The organism is Hymenobacter sp. BT188 (assembly GCF_014333585.1).
Lineage (GTDB): Bacteria > Bacteroidota > Bacteroidia > Cytophagales > Hymenobacteraceae > Hymenobacter.
In genome coordinates, this window is the sequence record NZ_JACSCW010000003.1 from 481,418 (window position 1) to 502,314 (window position 20,897).

At 52.6% G+C, this 20,897-nt stretch carries 18 protein-coding genes; 13 read left to right on the plus strand and 5 right to left on the minus strand.

Translation table 11 applies throughout. The features are described from left to right. The first annotated feature begins 135 nt into the window (after positions 1-135). The 9 genes from obgE (at position 136) to H8B13_RS10200 (ending at position 8,353) form a co-directional block, all read left to right on the plus strand. Positions 136-1,131 carry a GTPase ObgE gene (gene obgE / locus H8B13_RS10160; protein ID WP_187310685.1) on the plus strand — a complete coding sequence of 332 codons (996 nt, stop codon included), beginning with the start codon at positions 136-138 and terminating at the stop codon, positions 1,129-1,131. 187 nt (positions 1,132-1,318) lie between these two features. Next, positions 1,319-1,888 carry a nucleotide exchange factor GrpE gene (locus H8B13_RS10165; RefSeq protein ID WP_187310686.1) on the plus strand — a complete coding sequence of 190 codons (570 nt, stop codon included), beginning with the start codon at positions 1,319-1,321 and terminating at the stop codon, positions 1,886-1,888. Positions 1,889-1,909: 21 nt separating this feature from the next. Further along, positions 1,910-3,046: a molecular chaperone DnaJ gene (gene dnaJ / locus H8B13_RS10170; RefSeq protein WP_187310687.1), complete on the plus strand. Its 1,137-nt coding sequence runs from the start codon at positions 1,910-1,912 to the stop codon at positions 3,044-3,046. Between the two features lie 227 nt (positions 3,047-3,273). Further along, positions 3,274-3,789 (plus strand): RNA polymerase sigma factor, encoded by a 516-nt coding sequence (locus H8B13_RS10175; protein ID WP_261990307.1) that lies wholly within the window; start codon positions 3,274-3,276, stop codon positions 3,787-3,789. Further along, positions 3,780-4,403: a hypothetical protein gene (locus tag H8B13_RS10180; protein WP_187310688.1), complete on the plus strand. Its 624-nt coding sequence runs from the start codon at positions 3,780-3,782 to the stop codon at positions 4,401-4,403. Before H8B13_RS10175 ends, H8B13_RS10180 begins: the two co-directional genes overlap by 10 nt. 83 nt (positions 4,404-4,486) lie before the next feature. Next, complete coding sequence (locus H8B13_RS10185) at positions 4,487-5,425, plus strand: ABC transporter ATP-binding protein (protein ID WP_187310689.1); 939 nt, start codon at positions 4,487-4,489, stop codon at positions 5,423-5,425. 58 nt (positions 5,426-5,483) lie between these two features. After that, positions 5,484-6,824 (plus strand): ABC transporter permease, encoded by a 1,341-nt coding sequence (locus H8B13_RS10190; protein WP_187310690.1) that lies wholly within the window; start codon positions 5,484-5,486, stop codon positions 6,822-6,824. A 166-nt stretch (positions 6,825-6,990) separates the two neighbouring features. Next, positions 6,991-7,863, plus strand: a complete 873-nt coding sequence (locus H8B13_RS10195) for a ChaN family lipoprotein (RefSeq protein ID WP_187310691.1) — start codon at positions 6,991-6,993, stop codon at positions 7,861-7,863. Between the two features lie 79 nt (positions 7,864-7,942). Beyond that, positions 7,943-8,353: a hypothetical protein gene (locus tag H8B13_RS10200; RefSeq protein WP_187310692.1), complete on the plus strand. Its 411-nt coding sequence runs from the start codon at positions 7,943-7,945 to the stop codon at positions 8,351-8,353. 362 nt (positions 8,354-8,715) lie between these two features. On the opposite strand, the gene H8B13_RS10205 is transcribed toward H8B13_RS10200, so the two are convergent. Then, positions 8,716-9,069: a HesB/IscA family protein gene (locus tag H8B13_RS10205; RefSeq protein ID WP_084444422.1), complete on the minus strand. Its 354-nt coding sequence runs from the start codon at positions 9,067-9,069 to the stop codon at positions 8,716-8,718. A 198-nt stretch (positions 9,070-9,267) separates the two neighbouring features. Between H8B13_RS10205 and H8B13_RS10210 the strand changes: the two genes are divergently transcribed. Then, the gene (locus tag H8B13_RS10210) at positions 9,268-9,804 is read left to right on the plus strand and encodes a hypothetical protein (protein WP_133273785.1); all 537 of its coding nucleotides are present in this window, start codon (positions 9,268-9,270) and stop codon (positions 9,802-9,804) included. Positions 9,805-9,873: 69 nt separating this feature from the next. Here H8B13_RS10210 and bshA read toward each other — a convergent pair whose 3' ends face one another. Both bshA and H8B13_RS10220 read right to left on the minus strand, forming a co-directional pair. Next, the gene (gene bshA, locus H8B13_RS10215; protein ID WP_187310978.1) at positions 9,874-11,010 is read right to left on the minus strand and encodes an N-acetyl-alpha-D-glucosaminyl L-malate synthase BshA; all 1,137 of its coding nucleotides are present in this window, start codon (positions 11,008-11,010) and stop codon (positions 9,874-9,876) included. Positions 11,011-11,305: 295 nt separating this feature from the next. Then, complete coding sequence (locus tag H8B13_RS10220) at positions 11,306-14,446, minus strand: glycoside hydrolase family 3 N-terminal domain-containing protein (protein WP_315985123.1); 3,141 nt, start codon at positions 14,444-14,446, stop codon at positions 11,306-11,308. Positions 14,447-14,562: 116 nt separating this feature from the next. Between H8B13_RS10220 and mutL the strand changes: the two genes are divergently transcribed. The 3 genes from mutL (at position 14,563) to H8B13_RS10235 (ending at position 18,330) form a co-directional block, all read left to right on the plus strand. Beyond that, positions 14,563-16,497, plus strand: coding sequence for a DNA mismatch repair endonuclease MutL (mutL, locus tag H8B13_RS10225; protein ID WP_187310693.1), 1,935 nt, complete (start codon positions 14,563-14,565; stop codon positions 16,495-16,497). Between the two features lie 138 nt (positions 16,498-16,635). Continuing rightward, a complete protein-coding gene (locus H8B13_RS10230) occupies positions 16,636-17,412 on the plus strand; it encodes a rhomboid family intramembrane serine protease (RefSeq protein ID WP_187310694.1) in 777 nt (258 codons plus the stop codon). A gap of 27 nt (positions 17,413-17,439) precedes the next feature. Then, positions 17,440-18,330, plus strand: a complete 891-nt coding sequence (locus tag H8B13_RS10235) for a rhomboid family intramembrane serine protease (protein WP_187310695.1) — start codon at positions 17,440-17,442, stop codon at positions 18,328-18,330. Between the two features lie 125 nt (positions 18,331-18,455). Here the strand turns inward: H8B13_RS10235 and mdh are convergent, their stop codons facing one another. Beyond that, entirely contained in the window at positions 18,456-19,394 is a 939-nt protein-coding gene (gene mdh / locus H8B13_RS10240; protein WP_187310696.1) for a malate dehydrogenase, read from the minus strand. A gap of 118 nt (positions 19,395-19,512) precedes the next feature. After that, on the minus strand, positions 19,513-20,841 hold the full coding sequence (gene tilS / locus H8B13_RS10245; RefSeq protein ID WP_187310697.1) for a tRNA lysidine(34) synthetase TilS: 1,329 nt from the start codon (positions 20,839-20,841) through the stop codon (positions 19,513-19,515). Positions 20,842-20,897 lie beyond the last annotated feature (56 nt).

Below are 20,897 nucleotides of genomic sequence, written 5' to 3' on the forward strand. Positions count from 1 at the left end.
GAAGGACCTTATCAATCCAGAACGATGCGCATAATAACGTCTCGTTTCAGCTTGATAAGGTCCTTCCTTCGTCAGGATGACAGCCATTTTGGGGTTGTTATCTAATTCAGTACTTCTACTTCAGAATTTCAAACAGTGGCTTCTAATAATTTCATTGATTACGTTAAAGTCTGCTGCCGTTCGGGCAAGGGCGGAGCGGGCTCCTCTCACTTCTTTAGGGCCAAAGGCCTGCCGAATGGCGGCCCCGATGGCGGCGACGGCGGCCGTGGGGGGCATATTATTCTGGAAGGCGACTCCCAACTCTGGACCCTATTACACCTGCAATATCAAAAGCACGTAATTGCCGGCCATGGGCAGGGCGGCGCTGAAAGCCTGCGTAGCGGCGCTCAGGGCGAGGATGTTATCCTGAAAGTGCCACTCGGCACGATTGCCCGCGATGCGGAAACCGGTGAGAAGAAAGTAGAAATCACGGAGCATGGCCAGCGCATTATCCTCACGCCGGGCGGGCGCGGTGGCCTCGGCAACGACCATTTTAAATCGGCTACCAACCAAGCACCTACTTACGCGCAGCCCGGCGAGCCCGGCATAGAAGAGTGGGTAGTGCTAGAGTTAAAACTGCTGGCTGACGTAGGCTTAGTGGGCTTTCCGAACGCAGGTAAAAGCACTTTACTCTCCGTGGTATCGGCGGCTCGCCCCAAGATTGCGGACTATGCTTTCACGACACTGGTCCCTAACCTGGGCGTGGTAGCTTACCGCGATTATAAGTCCTTTGTGATGGCCGATATCCCGGGTATTATCGAAGGAGCAGCTGAAGGGCGAGGGCTGGGTACGCGCTTTCTTAAGCACATTGAGCGTAACTCCATGCTGCTATTCATGATTTCGGTGGATAGCAATGACATCGCCAACGAGTACCAGATATTACTGAACGAGCTGACGCAGTTTAACCCAGAGCTTCTGGAAAAGCGCCGTTTGCTGGCCATCACCAAGGCCGATCTGATCGACGACGAGCTCGAAGCCGAAATTCGGTCCACGCTACCTACCGATTTGCCAAGCGTGTTTATCTCCAGCTTAGCAAACAAGAATATTCAGCGGCTAAAGGATATGATTTGGCAGGAGTTGAACGCTAAGTAGCGCTATCTGAGTTTGTTAATCTGGAAATAAGGTAAAACGCTCGCTTCCTTCAACAGAACAGTGAAGTACCCTATTAACTGCCGTGCCACTATGGCAGCCCTTTTGCCTTTGGCAAACTCCTTGTCTTCGCTTCTTGCCAATCGGCTAAAATCAAGTGAAAAACCCGTTTCGACGAATATTCGATAAAATGGCTGACGATAATAACGTACCGCAGGACGACAACTTGACCGTTGACCCTGACCACGTAGCTGGCGAAATGGCTGATGGTGAGGCTACCGTCTCTACGGAGACTGAAAATGCCCCCCAGGCCGAGGTGAGCAAGACAGATGCTGAGCTTACCGAGCTAAAGGATAAGTACTTGCGCCTGGCGGCTGAGTTTGATAACTACAAACGCCGCACTGCAAAAGAGCGCTCCGACCTGTTCAAATCGGCCAACCAGGAGTTGATGGCGGTGTTGCTGCCCGTGCTTGATGATTTTGAGCGGGCTCGTACCCACACCCAATCATCGGAAGACGTGCAAGTGGTGCGGGAGAGCGTAGATATTATCTACAACAAGCTGGTCAAAACCCTTCAGCAAAAAGGCTTGACGGCTATGGAGACCAAGGGCGGCGACTTTGATCCGGACTTGCACGAGGCTATCACCCAAATTCCGGCTCCGAGCGAGGAGTTGAAGGGCAAGGTGGTAGATGAAGTGGAGAAGGGATATTATTTGGGTGATAAAGTAATCCGCCACGCCAAAGTGGTGCTGGGCCAATAAAAGACGCACAGATTAAAGAAAATGGCGCAGAAGCGAGATTATTACGAGGTGTTGGACGTAGCCAAAACCGCCTCGCCCGAGGAGATCAAGAAGGCGTACCGCAAGGTGGCCATCAAGTTTCACCCCGACAAAAACCCCGACGACCCCACGGCCGAAGACAAGTTTAAAGAAGCTGCCGAGGCCTACGAAGTACTGTCGGATGAGCAGAAGCGTGCCCGCTACGACCGCTTTGGCCATCAGGGAATGGGCAGCAACGGTGGCGGTCCGAACATGGAAGATATCTTCTCGCAGTTCGGCGACATCTTTGGTGGCGGTGGCTTCGAGGGATTCTTTGGGGGCGGCCGCTCTGGTGGCGGCCGTCGGATGAAGAAGGGCTCCAACCTGCGTATCAAGCTCAAGCTTGATTTGGAGGAAGTTGCTAACGGCATCGAAAAGAAGATCAAGGTGAAGCGCTACGTGGCGTGCAACACCTGCTCGGGTACGGGCGCCAAAAACGGCACCGACCTAAAGGACTGCGGTACTTGCCACGGCCAAGGCCAGGTGAAGCGCGTGGTGAACACCATGCTGGGCCAGATGGTGAGCAGCTCAACCTGCCCTACCTGTAACGGCGAAGGCAAAGTGGTGACCAGCAAGTGCGACGTGTGCCACGGTGATGGTCGCCAGCTGCAGGAAGAGATTATCCCGATCAACATTCCGGCTGGTGTGGCTGAGGGTATGCAACTGAGCATGAACGGCAAAGGCAACTACCCTGAGCGCGGCGGCGTGCCCGGCGACCTACTCATTCAGATAGAGGAGGAACCGCACGAATTCCTTAAGCGTGATGGCAACAACATCATGTTCGACCAATACATCACATTCGTGGATGCAGCTTTGGGCGCGAGCATTGAAGTTCCGACCATCGAAGGCAAGGTGAAAATCAAAGTTGACCCTGGCACTCAGCCTGGCAAGATCCTGCGTTTGCGTGGCAAAGGCATAAAGGATCTGAATGGCTATGGCCGCGGCGACCAGTTGATTCATATCAACGTTTGGACGCCGAAAGTGGTGAACAGCCAGGAGCGCGAACTGCTAGAGAAGCTCCGCGATTCGCAAAACTTTACGCCCAATCCGGGTAAGAATGAAAAAGGCTTCTTCGAGAAAGTAAAGGAGTATTTCCAGTAAGCAGAACATCAGATAGCTCTGTCTGAGTCGAGTTACTTATAAAAAAGCCCCCCAGAAATTCTCTGGGGGGCTTTTTTAATTGAAAAGTGAGTCTGTAAGCGTCTGACCTTTACAGGTTTCACGAAAAAGAAGAGGGACATAGCACCCATAAAATATTTTTCGATGCCTCTGTAATACGTCGATAATAGCCGCGATATATGTAGTGTATCCTGGCTATCTCCTCGCTCTTGGCTCCTGATCCTAATACTGCTGAATTTCTGACGCTCGTCAATGCGCATCAGGCCATGCTCCGGCGAATCTGTCGGCTGTACTGCCCCGATGCCGATGACCAGCAGGATTTGTTTCAGGAAATCGTGCTGCAACTGTGGCGGGCCTTCCCGCGCTACGAGCCCCGGGGGGCAAAAATCAGCACCTGGATGTACCGCATCGGGCTGAACGTGGCCGTGTCAGATTTGCGCCAGCGCACCCGCAAGCCCGCTCCCGACCGCCTCAACCCGCAGATAATAGAGGTGGCCCAAGCCCCCGACCTCGGGTCTGAATCAGGGGAAACAGCCGCGCTCTACCGGGCTATTGAGTGGCTGTCGGAAGTAGAGAAGGCTTTTGTGCTGCTGTATCTGGAAGAGCACACCTACGAGGAAATGGCTGACATTCTAGGGATTACGCAGAACAATGTGCGGGTCAAAATGCACCGCATTCAAGAAAAGCTACGCAAGATTTTTAGCCGCTCAGCGCAATGGAATTAAACGAACTCCGTCAAATGTGGAACCGCCAGGCCACAGATGAGCCCATTCCGCTCAGCGCGCAGAGCGTGACGCGCATGGTGGCGCGCAAGTCAGATAATGTAGTAACGAGGCTGCGCCGCAACGCTTGGTGGGAAGTCGGGTCTATCGTCTATGTGATTATAGCCTTACCTTTTGGTATTTATTACTTCAACAACCAGTTCATTAAAGGCTATCTGCTGGCTTTTGAGCTTCTGTCGGTGGCTTTTCTGTACTACTACTACCGCAAGTTTAAGCTGCTGCGCCGAATGGACCATGTAGAAAAGGATGTGCGTGGGCATTTGCAGACGCTGATTATGGGTTTGCGCGGTCTACTGGCTATTTATTTGCGCCTCTCACTCTGGGTTACCGTTGCCGCCATTATAGCTACTACCTCTTACCGGGCATATAGACTTACGCTGAAATACGACGGTGGAGAGCTGTTTTGGAGTATCGGATTGACGGTCATTATTATGTTTTTGACCGGCTCCGTGCTGTATTGGCTGATGATCAAGTTTACCAAGTGGTACCTGCAAAAGCTCTACGGTCAGCACCTCGACCGGCTCGAAGGCTACCTGCATGAGTTGCAGTCTGAGTGAAAATTTGTCCCCCAGCTTAGCAGTAAAACTGAAGCATAGCTATAAATGAATACATTTAACGTCGAAAAACCTTACTTCCAGCCGTGAGCAACATTCTACAAGCAATTGACGTGCACAAAGCCTACGATGCGCACGTGGCCCTGAACGGCGTCAGCCTCGATATTCCTGAACGCAGCATCTTCGGTTTGCTGGGCCCAAACGGAGCGGGCAAGACCTCTCTTATCCGCATCATCACTCAGATTACGGGCGCTGATTCGGGCGAAATTCGATTTCGAGGTGAGCGGCTGAATCCCAGCCATATTGCCCAGATTGGGTATTTGCCGGAGGAGCGCGGGCTGTATAAGAAGATGAAGATAGGGGAGCAGCTGCTCTATCTGGCTCAGCTAAAAGGGCTAAGCAAAGCCGACGCCACGCAGCGCATCAAAGCCTGGATTGACCGCTTCGACCTTCGGACATGGGTAAGCAAAAACGTGGAGGACTTATCGAAGGGCATGCAGCAGAAGGTACAGTTCATTGCTACCGTGCTGCATGAGCCCAGCCTGATTATCCTCGATGAGCCGTTTTCAGGCTTCGATCCAATTAATGCTAATCTGATTAAGGACGAGATTCTGGAGCTGCGCGAAAAGGGCGCTACCATCATTTTCTCCACTCACCGCATGGAATCGGTGGAAGAAATGTGCGATTCTATTGCCTTGATTAACCGCTCGCGCAAGGTGCTCGATGGCCCCGTAAGCACGATTAAGGATACGTTCAAGACTAATACCTACGAGGTAGAAGGCAAAGGCCGCCTGATGGTCATTCATCCCGACTTTGAAGTGTTGGAGCACAAAGAGCGTGAAAACGGCTACTTCTACGACCGTATTCGTCTGCACGAAGGCGTGACGCCCAACGACTTGCTCCGCTACCTCATTGGCCAAGTAGAAATACATGCTTTCCGCGAGCAGATTCCAAGCATCAATGAAATCTTCATTCGTCGCGTGCGTGAGACGATGCCAGAGTCATTGGTAGAGGAGAACGTGTGAGTAGAAAGCCGCAACCTGCGCATTTAGTGTCTTCTAATTAGTAGTCAAAGCAATACCAATGGATAAAATCTGGCTTATCGTGCAGCGTGAATACATCACGCGAGTGCGCAAAAAGAGCTTCATCATCATGACCTTTGTGGGCCCGCTACTCATGTCGGCCCTGTTTGTGGTGCCGATATTTCTGATGCAGATGTCATCGGATGAAAAGAAAATAGTAACCGTGGCCGATGCTGGGGGGCTTTTTTCCGGCAAGTTGCCTCAGGATGAAAAAAGCAGCATTCGCTACATACACGCGCCAACTGATCTGGAAACGGCTAAAGCCGAATTTAAGAAAAGCAAGAATTCAGCGTTGCTCTATGTTCCGCCATTCGACTTGGCTAACCCAACTGGTATCAAGCTTTTTGGCCGCGAAAATCTGAGTCTGACGCTTCAAACCAGCATCGAGCGGATGGTGAACCGGCAGGTAGAGGCGGCCCGCCTGCAAAAGTCAGGTATCGATCAGCAGGTGCTCGACAATCTAAAGGCCAACGTGGATGTGGACACGGTGAACCTGAGCGATGAAGGTGAGAAATCGAGCAATTCGATGGTGACGTCGGGGGTGGCTTACTTTATGGCTTTCCTGATTTACCTTTTCATTTTCCTCTATGGCGTCCAAATTATGCGTGGGGTAATTGAGGAGAAAACCAGCCGTATTGTAGAGGTGATTATGTCGTCGGTGAAGCCGTTTCAGCTGATGATGGGCAAAGTAATCGGTATTGCCGCCGTGGGTCTTACCCAATTGCTGTTGTGGGTGGCGCTGTCGAGCATTGTTATAACCGGTGTTTCGGCTGTTGCGGGAATAGATACAGTGGCTGCCTCGCGTACACAGCAACTAGAAACCGTAGCTCAGTCGGCCGGAGCCACTCCTAAAGAGACGGAAGACAAGACAGCCGTAATGTATAAATCAGCCATGGAAGGCTTTTCTAACCTGAATTTGCCGCTTATCATCGGCAGCTTTCTGTTTTATTTCCTGGGGGGCTATTTACTCTATGGTGCTCTATTTGGGGCAATTGGCGCAGCGGTAGATAATGAAACGGACACGCAGCAGTTTATGCTGCCCATCACTATGCCTCTGATTCTTACCTTCATTGTAGCCCAAAGCGTAATGATTCGGGATCCAAACGGCCCTATAGCTTACTGGATGTCAATGATTCCATTCACGTCGCCTATTGCCATGGTCATTCGCATTCCCTTCGGTGGCGTTACGGCGGGGCAATTGCTGCTTTCTATGACGCTGCTGGTATTTGGCTTTGTGGCTACTATCTGGATAGCGGCTCGCATTTATCGTGTGGGTATTCTGCTGTATGGTAAGAAGGTGACCTACAAAGAGTTGTCGCGCTGGATGTTCTATAAAGGCTAAACACTTCAAAAAGCCCCCCCAGCACTTTGCAACTGCTGAACGAACAGTTGCAGTTACACCGAAAGCCCCGTCATTTGCTACCCGGCATTAATGACGGGGCTTTTTGCGCTTTATTAGGAACAAGAAGGCCGCTAACTGACTTGCTAATACGTTACTTACTTTACTTATGCGCCGACTCTTCTTCCTGCCAATCTTGCTTAGCCTCCTCAGCTTCCGCACCGGCGACCGTCCTGCTTACCGCCTCTACACCGCCGCTGGCAAATCTGCCAGCTACGATAAGATGCTCAAGGAGCTAGCCGAAGCTGATGTCGTGCTTTTTGGCGAGCAGCACAACGACCCCATCGCGCACTGGCTACAGCTGCAAGTAGCCCGCGACTTGGCGCAGCGCAAGGCTGGCCAGCTGGTATTAGGTCTGGAGATGTTTGAGCGTGATGTGCAGCCGCTAGTGGAGCAGTACAATACCGGCGAACTGGATGATAAAGCGTTTGAAGAGCAAAGCCGGCCCTGGCCGAACTACGCTACTGATTATAAGCCCTTGCTACAGTTGGCGCGGCAAAATAAGCTGCGCGTAGTTGGCACCAATGTGCCGCGCCGCTATGCATCTCAAGTAGCGAAAGGCAGCTTGGCTGCGCTCGAAAATTTGCCCCCCGGCGAGCGGGAATGGCTGGCGCCGCTTCCTATTACCGTCGATTACACGCTGCCCGGCTATGCAAACATGGCGAAGATGTTTGGTGGCGACGCTCACGGCGGCGCGGGAGCCCAGAATATCATTCAGGCCCAAGCGCTGAAAGACGCCACCATGGCGCATTTTATTCTGAAAAATCGTCAGCAAGGCCAGCTACTGCTTCACCTCAACGGCAGCTACCACTCCGACAACTACGACGGGATTAACTGGTATCTGCGCCAAGCTGAACCTAAGCTGCGCATTCGTACGATTTCCACTGTGTCGCAGGAGCAGCTGAAGAAACTGGAAAAAGAGCATCTGCGCAAAGCCGACTTCGTGCTAGTAGTACCAGCCGATATGACCAAGACGTATTGACCGGAGCCTGTTGCTAAAAGTGTGCTGGTAAAATCGTAACTTAAGTAGCTCATAAACAAATTATTAGCTAGTCAGGGTTATGAGAATTTGCGAATGCCTACTCGGTGTATTGCTTTGTGGTTTCGGTCTGCTGATTGGCGCCTGCAGCGACAGTAAGTCGCAAATTAGCGCCCAAGCACTAGGAGATAATAACCATCCTATTACCACTGCAGATACCTGCGACGGCCCCGATACCGCTATTGCGTGCTGCTTCGTGAATATGCCCGTTTCATTAAACTCTACGCTCAAGATGGGCGGGCCCAACGAACCAGGTGACCCGCTACTAATTACCGGTACTTTGCTGCAAGCCGATGGCAAAAGCCCCTATGCGGGCGTAATCATCTATGCGTATCAAACGGACCATACGGGGCGTTACACCAAAAAAGGTGGTGAAACAGGCGTGCAGAAGTGGCATGTGCACCTGCATGGCTGGGCAAAGTCAGATAAGTAAGGTCGCTACACCATTAGCTCCGTTCGTCCGGCATCATACCCTAGCCGCACCGACCCTGCCCATATCCACGCTGTTATTCAGGAGCCTGGGGAACGGCTTGCGTATTATATCACGGACTTTGTGTTCAAAGACGACCCGTTAGTAACCCCGAAGTACCTAGCATCGATATCATCGGTATCGGTGGGTGGTACTGGCGTAGTTGAGTTACAGCGAACAGCAACAGGCTGGAAAGGTCGCCGAGACATCGTTTTGAAAAGATGATCTTACTGATTAAGCAGCTTTAAACAGCATAAGCACAAACAAAAAGCCTTGCTTACAGAACGTAAGCAAGGCTTTTCTATAAAAGCGAAGCAGTTCGTTTATTAAGCTGAGAACGACGAGCCGCAACCGCAGGTGCTTTTAGCTTGCGGGTTATTGAAGACAAAGCCGCGAGCGTTCAGGCCATCCTGGAAGTCGACTTCCATGCCTAATACGTACATCGCGTGTTTCTTGTCCATGATAAGGCGCAGGCCATCAAGGTCATACACCTCATCGTTGTCTTTGGCTTTGTCGAAGCCGAGCAGATAGCTCATGCCCGAGCAACCACCACCCTGCACGCCAATGCGCAGGCCGTATTCGGTCGGTACTTTCTTTTCTTCAATGATATTTCTGACTTCTACCAAAGCCCGCGAGGTGAGGCTAATGGGAGCAGTTTTGGTTGAAACGGCCGTTGCCATAATGAGTTCGTGGTTAAGAGAAGACTGGTGCAAAGATACGAAGACTATAGGATTCGTATAGTGTTAGAACAGCCGGTTGGCCGCTCCGGTTCACTGGTTATCTTTGCCCAAACACCGCGCCATTTGCTAGGCGGTTACAGTCAACATTTACAGCCATTTATCCTTTACACTTCGCCAAACTTGGTCTGATACTCCCGCATGGATACTACTGCCTATATTTTTGAATTGCTCAAAATCATTCTGCCCGCCATTATTGTGGCCGGCTCGGTGTTTCTGCTTATCAAGCAGTATTTTGAGAAGGAACAGCAGCGGCGCCTGATTGAGCTGCGCTTGCAGAGCAGCAAGGAAACGCTGCCCATTCGTTTACAAGCCTACGAGCGCGTAACGCTTCTGCTGGAGCGCATTACGCCCAATAATATCTTGGTGCGTCTCAGCAGCGCCGGCCAAACGGCCCCCGAGTTTCATCGCCTGCTGCTTCAAGAGATTCGCGCCGAATTTGAGCACAACCTTTCTCAGCAGCTCTACATGAGCCCCGACGCCTGGGACCATGTAAAGCAGGCCCGCGAGAATGTGCTCACCATGATTAATAAATCATATCATGCCCTGCCAGCGCCCCAGCAAGCCCGTGGCACCGAACTCGCCAAGCGTGTGCTCGAAACCTTGATTGCCGAAGAAGTAGATCCTACGGCCCGTGCTTTGAACGTGGTGAAGCGAGAGGCAGCGAGCCTGTTTTAAATTCTGTTAGTGCTCATAAAAAAGCCCCCCAGAGAACATCTGGGGGGCTTTTTTATGAGTTAATACCAACTACACTACTGCCAACTGAGAATCAATGGCTCGCTGATAACAAGCTTCGTACAGCGGGACAATCTTTTCCACAGCAAACTCTTCGGCTCGGGCTCGGGCGGCGGCTTTAAATCGAGGCAGGTTTTCATCAGCCAGAATAAAGAGGGAATTTTTTACCATCTCCTCCACATCGCCCACGGCGCTGGTAGTACCCGTTACGCCATCCACATTCAGCTCCGGAATGCCCCCCGCATTGGTACTTACTACTGGTACTTCGCAGGCCATGGCTTCCAAGGCGGCTAAACCGAAGCTTTCCTTTTCAGAAGGCATTAGAAACAAGTCGCTGATACTGAGTACTTCTTCCACAGCCTCTAGCTTGCCCAGGAAACGAATGTCGCTGAGGTAGCCGGTTTCGCGGCAGAGCTTTTCGATGCGGGGCCGGTCGGGGCCATCTCCCACGAGTAGGAGCTTGGCCGGAATTTCTTTGCGCACGCCCGCAAAAATGCGAACCACGTCTTCCACGCGTTTTACGGATCGGAAGTTAGACGTATGAATCAGTAGCTTCTCGCCCTCCGGCGCAATGGCGGCCTTAAAGTGCGACTTATTCTGCTTTTTGAAACGCTCCAGATTAATGAAGTTAGGAATCACTTCAATGTCCTTCTCGATAGCGAAGTATTGGTAAGTCTCAGCCCGCAAATCGGCGGATACGGCCGTCACACCATCCGACTGATTAATGCTGAATGTCACCACCGGCTCGTAGCTGGCATCTTTGCCCACAAGCGTGATATCGGTGCCGTGCAAAGTCGTTATGACCGGAATCTGAATGCCTTTGGTACGCAGAATCTGCTTGGCCATATAGGCTGCCGACGCGTGCGGAATGGCGTAATGCACATGCAGCACATCCAGCTTTTCGTGCTGCACAATGTCCACCATTTTGCTTGCTAAAGCCAACTCGTAAGGGGGAAACTGGAACAACGGATACGGCGGCACATACACCTCATGATAGAAGAGGTTCTCATTAAAGAAATCGAGGCGCACGGGCTGGCTGTACGTAATAAAGTGGACACGATGCCCTTTGAGAGCCAGGGCTTTACCTAGCTCCGTAGCTACTACGCCGGAACCTCCAAAGGTGGGATAACAAACGATGCCGATATTCATGGTAGGGGAGGTTTCACCAAAATTCAGGTGGGCTGTCATTGGTTGGTGAATGGTGAGAGTGGCAGTGCAATCAGCGCTGGAGTAGTGAAATAGTTCTTAAAAAAAGCCCCGCAGCAATCTTCTTGAGTGGACACAAGCCAAGTAGTTGGCCCGAACGCGGATATGATATTGCTCAACGAGTGCCTACGCAGTAGGTTGCTCTGTGTGGGGGGCAAAAAATTGGCGGTAAGCCATCAGGTAGATGTCTTACCGCCACATACGGATCAGAGATTTTGTAAAAACGACGGACAACAGGTCATGTCTTGGAAATGCTTTTGCTGAAAGACTTATAAATAACGTCGTGGATGCGTGTGCGGACGTTATTTTGAATCAATTTGTTGTTGCCCGCATCTGGATACACCCGATTAGAAAGAAAGATGTATACGATTTTGTTTTCAGGATCGAGCCACACGCACGTACCCGTGAAACCAGTATGACCAAAGGTGGCGGGCGGTGCCATACTTGATGTTGGGCCCTGGCCTGGTCCCTTTTCAGGAGTGCCGTGGTCCCAGCCCAACCCGCGACGGTTGCCCGCAATCTGTGGGCGCGAGAATTCCGTCACAACGGGCGACTGAAAAAAGCGCATACCACCGTAGCGGCCATTCTGCAGATTCATCTGCATAAGAATGGCTAAATCGTTGGAGTTAGCAAACAAACCTGCGTGTCCACCCACGCCCCCTACAATAGCCGCTCCCTGGTCGTGCACCGTGCCGCGCAGCTGGGAGCGACGATAGTAGGTATCGTTTTCGGTAGGGGCGATGCAGGAGTTTGGAAACCGCTGCAACGGATTATAAGTCATAGTATTCAGCCCCAAAGGCTGGTAAAACTGCTTGGCCAGAAACTCCTCAATCGGCTGCTGCAATAGCTTTTCGCACAAGCGCTTCACGATTACAAAGGTTAAGTCGCTGTACTCCAAAGGGTACTTGCCTTTTATCTTAGGCAACAAACCCGAGCGCATGGTCCACAACCATACAGAATCTTCGGCAGTTTTGAGACTGTAAGTTCCGGGCACTACTTCATTGGGGAAGTCAGCGGATTGGGTGCTGGCGTAGAAAGTCGGCTTCAGGCCAGTCTTGGTGACGGTGCGCTCCCACATCGGAATACCCGCCTTCAAGCCTGCTTGGTGGAGCAGTAAGTCGCGCACAATAATGTCCTTCTTGTTGGTAGTGCGCAGCTCCGGCAAATATGTCGATACCTTTTCGTCCAGACTGAGTTTACCCTGATCTTTCAGATACATGGCAGCCTGCAACGTGCCGGCCACTTTTGTGACTGAGGCCAAGTCGTAGAGCGTACTATTATTTACTGGCTGGGTCCGATCGTAGGTATTGAAGCCGTAGCTCTTATCAAATATCACGGCGCCATTTTTGGCCACCAAAATCTGGCAGCCTGGGGCCGCAGCATAAGCCACCGTTTCGAGGGCGATATTATCTATTTGAGCTAAAATACGGGAATCCAGCCCTTCACTTTCCGGAGTTGCATAGCGCAGACGACGGAAGTCAGGCGTTGGCAGGCCAGTGCCAGCCTTAAGTGTCGGCGACACAGTGACGGGCAGCCGCCCCTTAGCGGGCAAAGCCCCAAACAATACCTGTGGAGTTACCAGTTGGGAAGGGTAGTTATCCTCATAAGCACAAACCAATGTTCGGGCCGACTCCAGGTACTTGAGAGAGTAGGCATTACCCATGGCTACCACCACCGTTTTTACCCGTGGATTGGCCTGTAGCTGCTGAATGAATTTCAAGGCCCCATCACCCATACCATACTTATGCACGGGCGTACTGTTCATGCCATGCAAGCTTACCACTATCGTATTATATGGCCCGAGGCGCGATAGAATACGCGTGTAAGTGGAGTCCGGGGCGTAGCGGTTAGGTACTGAATACACCGTTCCACCCTGATATTTATTCATCAGAGTAGCGTAAGTACCGCTGGCCGGCGTACCAATGGTGACAGAGGCAATGCGCAGCGTATCAAGCCGGTGGAAAGGCAAGAGGTTATCCTGATTCTTAACAACCGTAACGGCTTGCTCATAAATCTGCTGCTGCACCATTCGGCTCAGTGGCCGGTTGAGGCTGGCCATCAAATTAGTTAGCTCAACTGGGCGGTAGCGGTTAAGTCCAGCCCAGTATTTGGCCCGCAGAATCTTGCGTATTCTGTACTCGAGGTCAGCGGGTTGAATTTTGCCCCCCGCAATGGCTTCGCGAATTCTCTGCAGGGCAACCGGCACATCTTCAGAGAAGAGCAGCACGTCATTGCCTGCCGCCAACGCCAACGCATCTACTTCCCCTGGCTTGTACAGGTTCGAGACGCTCTTCATGTTCAAAGCATCGGTGAAAACGAGCCCTCTGTACGCCATTTTCTCCTTCAGCAAACCCGTCACTAGGTTATGCGATAAGGTAGTGGTTTGAGTGCGCAGCGTATCGAAGAGTGGCATGTAAAGGTGGGCCACCATCACGCCCATCACGCCCGCTTCGAAGGACTGCTGAAAGGGATATAGGTCGACGTTGGTAAGTCGAGCCATATCGGTATTCACCACTGGCAGAGCCACATGGGAGTCCGTGTCAGTATCGCCGTGGCCAGGGAAGTGTTTGGCTACGGCAATGATGCCATGGTCCTGCAAGCCCCGGATATACGCTACCCCGCGCTTGGAAACCTGCTCTTTATCTTCGCCGAAGGAACGGTTACCAATAACTGGATTATCAGGGTTGGAATTGACATCAATAACCGGCGAAAAGCTTACATGCACGCCAAGGGCTTTCATGTTGAGCGCAATTTCGCGGCCCATCTGGTACACATACTGATCGTCGTCCATGGCACCCAGCGTCATGGCTTTGGCGAAATGCATGGAGCTGTCGAGGCGCATATCAAGGCCCCACTCAGCATCCATAGCAATGAGCAAGGGCAACTTAGCTAGCTTTTGATAACGATTGGTAAGCGCAGCTTGCCGACGCGGGCCACCCTGTAAAAACATTAGCCCCCCAATGTGATAATTGCGCACCAACTCCTCAATCTGAAGCACATGTTTGCGGTCCTTGTTGGAGTAGGCAGCCACCATAAATAACTGACCCAAGCGCTGGTCAGGGGTGAGAGAGCTATACACGCTGTCTACCCAGTTCTGCTCGGCCGGCGACATAGGTCGTACGTCTTTGTCAATCGGAGACGACGACGAGATGATCAGACCCGTTATGGCCAGCAATAGCAGCAAGAGTCTAATCGAATAATCCTTGAGCATCGGCTCTCCTGGTGTAGTCGTAACGTTGAAAACGAGCGGAATTAGCCCTACTTTTGTCCCCTTCAGGAAGCACTGGCGAGTGGGGCTGTGGTCGTTTTGGCTGACCCAGGGCACCCGGTTTTCGCACTGCTTAGGTAGCTGATTCGGCAACCCGGGACAGGGCCGCACAAACCGAATTTGACCGCGAACTTACGGATAATTTCTCGGCCTTGGACTGTTTTGGCGGTATTTAAGGCCTTTTTACTCCTGTTAACTTCTTTCTTAACCTCCTCAGTTCCCGGTCGATGGCGGACGTGATTCAATTGCTACCCGAGTACCTCGCTAACCAGATTGCGGCCGGCGAGGTGGTCCAGCGGCCGGCATCCGTAGTGAAGGAATTGCTGGAAAATGCCGTGGACGCGGGTGCTTCGCAGGTGCAGCTAATTATCAAAGATGCCGGCAAACAACTCGTGCAAGTGGTAGACAACGGAGCCGGGATGTCGCCTACCGATGCCCGCATGAGTTTGGAACGCCACGCCACGAGCAAGATTCGTTCCACCGAAGATTTGTTTCGGATTCGTACCCTTGGCTTTCGGGGAGAGGCGCTGGCGTCTATTGCTGCCGTAGCTCAGCTGGAATTGCGCACCAAACAACGCGAATACGACACGGGTACCTTGTTATTGGTAGAAGGCTCCCAAGTGATGAGTCAACAGCCCGTGGCTTGCCCCGATGGCACCAGCATTGCGGTCAAGAATCTTTTTTACAACGTGCCGGCGCGGCGTAACTTTCTGAAAAGCAACGCGGTGGAGATGCGCCACATTCTGGATGAGTTCCAGCATGTAGCCTTGGCAAATCCGCAGACAACATTTTCGCTTTATCAGAATGAACTGGAGGTGTTTAATCTGCCCGCTGGCAAGCTAAGTCAGCGCATTGTAGCCTTGCTGGGCAATGGCTACAAGGAACAGTTGGCGGCTTGCGAGGAAGTAACGCCCTTTATTACCATCAAAGGTTTTATCGGTAAGCCCGAGTCGGCGAAGAAAAGCCGGGGCGACCAGTTCTTCTTCGTTAACAACCGTTTTATCCGCTCGGCTTATCTCAACCACGCGGTGCTGGCGGCTTACGAAGGTCTGTTACCCCGCGATACTCATCCGTTTTACGTGCTGTTTCTGGAGCTTGATCCCAAGACCATCGACATCAACGTGCACCCGACTAAGACGGAAATAAAGTTTGAGGACGAGAAAACGGTGTACGCCATTGTGCGGGCCGCCGTGAAGCAATCCTTGGGCATACATAATATGGCGCCGTCATTGGACTTCGAGGGCGATGTGAACTTCGCTCCGATTCGCCCTTTGCGCAGTTCGGGCGCCAGCCACAATTCCTTTTCCGACGAATACCGCCCCGATGCGCTGTCTGCGGCTGCCGCTCAGGCTGCCTCGCCTTCGCCGCGTGAGCGTCAACCTGACCGATTTGCCCCCCAGGATCGAAATTTGCCCCCCAGACCTACCGATCAGGCCAAACGGGATTTGGAAGACTTCTACCGTTCGCTCGGCCAGACGGCCCTGCCGGACATTGAAGCCGAAGCCACCGATACGCTGCCACCCTCAGATGATGAGCTGGCATTGGTAGAAACTGCTAACCCAGAGCTGCCCTTGCGAGAAAATCAGGCGGGGCCGGGGAGCAAGGTTATTCAGGTGCATCAACAGTACGTATTGGTGCCGGTGAAATCGGGGGTGATGCTGATTGACCAACTGGCGGCTCGTGAGCGGATTTTGTATGAGCAGTATGCCCAAGCCTTGGAGCGCGAAAGTGGCGCTTCCCAAACCCTGCTTTTCCCTCGCACCGTCACGTTTTCGCCCGCCGATTTTGCCGTGCTGCGCGAAGTCACTGATGCGCTGCACGCGCTTGGATTTCGCTTCAACGAATTCGGACCCCTTACAATTGCCGTAGAAGGCATCCCGGCCGATGTGCCGGCGCGCGACGAAAAGGAATTGTTTGAAGGCTTGATTGAGCAGTTTCGCGCGCACGCCGGACCCGTAAAGCTGGATCGACGCGAGCAAATGGCCCGGGCCTTGGCGCGCCGCGTTGCGAGTGGCGCTGGCAACGCCCGCCTTTCAGAAATAGAGATGAACGCCTTGGTCGATCGACTTTTTGCCTGCGCCGTGCCGGGCTACACGCCTGATGGTCGCAAAACGTTGGTGCTTTTGGAGCTTGACCAATTGCAAGCTTTCTTCACTCGATAAGCAAGTAAATTACGCCGCTTTCAGCCTAGTTATCGTTTCCGGCGATAATACCGTTTAAGCCGTAATAATCTGCCTGACTATAGCCGCGGTTAGCTGTTACAAGCAGCGTAACTCATTTCATTTGCCTTCCCACGCTTCATGTTCAATCTGACTCCTACAGTTCGCATTCTACTGTTTATAAATATTGGCGTGTTTCTGCTCGCTACGCAGCTTGGGCTCGGCTGGCTGGCTTTGTATCCGGTAGGCTCGCAAAGCTTTCAGCCCTGGCAGTTTCTGACCTATATGTTTATGCATGGGGGCCTGGGACACATTTTCGGCAACATGTTCGGCCTTATTTCCTTCGGGCCGCTATTGGAGCAGCGCTGGGGTCCGCAACGGTTTCTAACATTTTGGTTAATCTGTGGCATTGGGGCTGGTATTCTGTATTCAGGCGTGCGGTTTTACGAGCTGAATAAAATGAACGAAGCGCGGCTGGCGTTTCAGCAGGAGCCTTCCGGCGTAGCCTTCGCCGACTTCTTCCGTGATAATGCACCGGAAGCTCGCGGCTTCGAAATAGTAGCTGCCGCGTTGCAGCGCAACCCTAATGACCCGGGTTTGATAGCCTCCGCTAATGAGACTATCGATGCTATTTTTAGTCGCAGCTTTAACTCGCCAATGGTTGGCGCTTCGGGGGCCCTGTTCGGTATTTTATTCGCTTTTGCCTATTTATTCCCTAATACGGAGCTAATGCTCTTGTTCTTTCCCTTCCCAATCAAGGCAAAATACTTCGTCACTTTGTATGGCTTCTATGAACTGTACTCTGGCTTTAAGCGAGTGCCGGGCGACAATGTGGCGCACTTTGCCCACTTGGGTGGAATATTGATTGGCTTCATTTTGTTGAAACTCTGGGAGCGGAACCGCACCCGGATGTACTAATAACGGTTAACACCTGCTGCGTTTTTCATGAGTATTGTAAACGATATCCGTACCGCCTTCAGCCGCCGCGACAATGCCCTTAATCAGCTTCTGCTGATCAATATTCTGGTATTTGTCGTGCTAATTCTGATCAAAGCGGTAGCGTTTTTGGCTGGGGGCTCGGGCATTTATGAAAGCATCGTGCGCTTGTTCAGCCTGCCTGCCGATCTGGGTGCGCTGGTTCGCCGGCCCTGGTCAGTGCTGACGTATGCTTTTCTTCACCAGGGCTTTCTGCACATTATTTTCAATCTGCTGAACCTGTACTGGTTTGGCTCCTTGGTGCGCGAGTACCTTGGCGACCGGAAGCTAGTAAGCCTATATATCCTGGGTGCCTTGGCAGGCGCGGCGTTGTTCCTGCTGGCTTATAACTTGGTGCCAGCCTACCGCAATGGCCCGCTGGCTGAAGTCTTGGGCGCCTCCGGGGCTGTTACGGCTATTATTGTGGCTGCCGCCACCTTGCTCCCCGATTACACTTTCAGCCTAATCCTGATTGGTCCGGTTAAGATCAAGTACATCGCCATTGTAATCGTTATTATTTCCTTGGCTGGCATTGATGGTGGTAATGCGGGAGGCGAAATCGCTCATATTGGGGGCGCAATCTTTGGCTTCAGCTTCATCAAGTTGCTCCAGCGCGGTACCGATCTGGGCCGTCCGGTGCAGGCGATTGGCGATTGGCTAGGGGCGCTGTTCAGCGGCCGCCCGCGCTTGAAGGTTACACACCGAAGCCAAGCTGCTTCGCCCGCTGCGGCGCGTAAAGGCACTATCGTTAAACCCGAACAAGACGAGATTGACTTGATTCTGGACAAAATTTCCCGCTCCGGCTACGAGAGCTTGTCGAAAGATGAAAAGCAGAAGCTGTTTCGGGCAAGCCAGAAGTAACATCGCTCGGTTCGTTAGAGTTGCCATTGCAATCAAATACGCGAGATGCTTCGCTCTGCATGATAGGCGCAAAAAAGCCCCCCAGACTTAGTCTGGGGGGCTTTTTTATATGTACTGAATAAAGACTAAGCAGTCTGAGTCATTTTGTCCAGTGCTTCCATTACCTCTTTCACGTGGCCACGCGAGGTTTCGAGTAACTGCTTTTCTTCATCATTGAGTTGCAGCTCGATAACGCGCTCAATACCATTTTTACCCAGAATAACCGGAGCACCAAGGTAAACGCCGTCGATACCGTATTCGCCTTCCAACTTAATGCAGACAGGGAACACGCGGCGCTGGTCGCGCACGATGGCTTCTACCATTTGCGCAGCAGCAGCACCGGGAGCGTACCAGGCCGAAGTACCCATCAGCTTCACCAATTCGCCACCACCAACGGCAGTGCGCTGCACGATAGCATCAAGCTCGGCTTTGCCGATAAGCTCGGTTACCGGAATACCGCCCACTGTAGTGTAGCGGGGCAGGGGAACCATGGTGTCGCCGTGGCCACCCATCAGTACTGCCTGAATGTCTTTGGGGCTTACGTTCAGAGCTTCGGCTAAGAAAGCGCGGTAGCGAGCGGTATCCAAGATGCCAGCCATGCCGAATACCTTCTCGCGGGGCAAGCCGGAGGTGAGGTGGGCCTGGTAGGTCATCACGTCGAGGGGGTTAGAAACGACGATGATAATGGCGTTGGGCGAGTACTTCACCACCTGCTCCGTTACCGATTTTACGATGCCAGCGTTGGTCGAAATCAGGTCGTCGCGGCTCATGCCGGGCTTGCGGGGCAGACCGGAGGTAATAACAACTACCTCGGAGTCGGCGGTACGGCTATAGTCGCCGGTGACGCCTACGGTACGGGAGTCGTAACCGATAACGGGCGACTTCTGCCAGATGTCCAGCGCTTTGCCTTCGGCGAAGCCTTCCTTGATATCAACGAGAACAATTTCGTTGGCGATTTCGCGGGTGGCGAGTACATCAGCGCAAGTTGCGCCCACGTTGCCAGCCCCAACTACGGTAACTTTCATCGGGTGAGGAATTGGGAGTGAAATATTGGATTCGCGTGGTAAAAGTAAGCGAAAACGCTTTCCATGCCGGAGGTTTTTGCAGAGGTAAAGAAGAAAACATCCAATGGACTGCTTTGTGCTACATCCGGCGCAACAACAGTACCCGTTGGGTTTCCTCCGTCACTTTATACCGCTCATCGGGTCGGAAGCCGATAACCCAGGCAATACGCTGGTCGGCGGTTATGAGCACGCGCACGTCATCTTTGAGATTGAGCGGTACTTTTTGGTCAATGAGAAAGTCACTGATTTTTTTCTTGCCCTTCATACCGATGGGCATAAACCAGTCGCCTTCCTGCCAGCGCCGCACGGTGAGCGGGAATTGAAGACGGTCGGCATCAAGCGCCGCTTCGTTTTTCTTTCGGGTCAGGCTGAATCCTTCTGCCTCCTGCAAGTCGGCCGTGAGGTGCAAGCCCTCGGCAACTAGCTTGGTTTGGCCCGCCTGTAGCTGGTGTGTACCAAAATTTGCGAGGCTTTTGCGGGTAATAACCAACTGGTCGCGGTCCTTCACCAGCGTATGCGTCGGCGACTCGAAGCGGCGGCCCGCAGTGGCTTTAAAGGCGGCCACAATCTCTTTGGTAACCGGGAAAGAGAAATTGAATGGTCGCAGCAACTCATGCAAAACCAGTGTGATGGCTGCCGTAGCTTGTAGGGTGGCGATGTTGAAATAAATTACTTCACCCTCCTTTTTCTGGGCTTGGGCAGCGGTGTCGGCTACGTAGCGGCGCACAATCTCTTCGGCTCCACCCACGCGCTCGGCCGTGTGCTCCAGGGTCTGATCGAGGTTAGGATTGATTTCGCGCAGCACTGGCAGCACATCGTGGCGGAGGCGGTTGCGCTGGTACGTAGTGCTGTCGTTGGAGGCATCCTCGCGCCACACTAGGCGGTTTTCCATCACATACTCGAAGAGTTCTTCTTTGCCAATGCCTAAGAAGGGCCGAACGACGTAACCGTTTTTGGCTTGAATACCGTGCAAACCAGCCAGCCCAGTGCCGTGCGTCAGGTTAAGCAACATGGTTTCGGCCGCGTCGCGCTGGTGGTGAGCGGTGGCAATGTAGCTAAGCTGCTGCGTTTGGAGGATGCGCTCAAACCACTCGTAGCGCAGCGCCCGGGCCGCCATTTGAGTAGAAATACCTTCTTGGGCAGCGAATTCTTTGGTTTGAAAGAACTCGGCAAAGTAGGGGACATCATATTTCTTGGCCAGCTTGCGCACAAATTGCTCATCGGCATCGGCCTCTTCGCCGCGCAGGCCAAAGTGGCAATGCGCAATAGCAAACGGCACTTCCAAACGGTGCAATACGTCGGCCAGGGCCACGGAATCGATACCTCCACTAACGGCAACTAGAAGCTGGTCGGTGGTGGGGGAGAAGAGGTTTTTTTCCTCAATAAACTGGCGGACACGGTCGAGCATGAAATGTCAATAATTTAGCAGCGGTGAAAGCTCCTTCTGGGGGGCAAAATCTACGA

What these genes read in the sequence shown, in the direction of transcription:
- mdh (WP_187310696.1), bottom strand. Translation starts at nt 19,394, where the DNA reads ATGAAAGTTACCGTAGTTGGGGCTGGCAACGTGGGCGCAACTTGCGCT.
- H8B13_RS10165 (WP_187310686.1), top strand. Translation starts at nt 1,319, where the DNA reads ATGGCTGACGATAATAACGTACCGCAGGACGACAACTTGACCGTTGAC.
- bshA (WP_187310978.1), bottom strand. Translation starts at nt 11,010, where the DNA reads ATGAATATCGGCATCGTTTGTTATCCCACCTTTGGAGGTTCCGGCGTA.
- mutL (WP_187310693.1), top strand. Translation starts at nt 14,563, where the DNA reads ATGGCGGACGTGATTCAATTGCTACCCGAGTACCTCGCTAACCAGATT.
- H8B13_RS10210 (WP_133273785.1), top strand. Translation starts at nt 9,268, where the DNA reads ATGGATACTACTGCCTATATTTTTGAATTGCTCAAAATCATTCTGCCC.
- dnaJ (WP_187310687.1), top strand. Translation starts at nt 1,910, where the DNA reads ATGGCGCAGAAGCGAGATTATTACGAGGTGTTGGACGTAGCCAAAACC.
- H8B13_RS10230 (WP_187310694.1), top strand. Translation starts at nt 16,636, where the DNA reads ATGTTCAATCTGACTCCTACAGTTCGCATTCTACTGTTTATAAATATT.
- H8B13_RS10180 (WP_187310688.1), top strand. Translation starts at nt 3,780, where the DNA reads ATGGAATTAAACGAACTCCGTCAAATGTGGAACCGCCAGGCCACAGAT.
- H8B13_RS10200 (WP_187310692.1), top strand. Translation starts at nt 7,943, where the DNA reads ATGAGAATTTGCGAATGCCTACTCGGTGTATTGCTTTGTGGTTTCGGT.
- H8B13_RS10235 (WP_187310695.1), top strand. Translation starts at nt 17,440, where the DNA reads ATGAGTATTGTAAACGATATCCGTACCGCCTTCAGCCGCCGCGACAAT.
- tilS (WP_187310697.1), bottom strand. Translation starts at nt 20,841, where the DNA reads ATGCTCGACCGTGTCCGCCAGTTTATTGAGGAAAAAAACCTCTTCTCC.
- H8B13_RS10190 (WP_187310690.1), top strand. Translation starts at nt 5,484, where the DNA reads ATGGATAAAATCTGGCTTATCGTGCAGCGTGAATACATCACGCGAGTG.
- H8B13_RS10195 (WP_187310691.1), top strand. Translation starts at nt 6,991, where the DNA reads ATGCGCCGACTCTTCTTCCTGCCAATCTTGCTTAGCCTCCTCAGCTTC.
- H8B13_RS10205 (WP_084444422.1), bottom strand. Translation starts at nt 9,069, where the DNA reads ATGGCAACGGCCGTTTCAACCAAAACTGCTCCCATTAGCCTCACCTCG.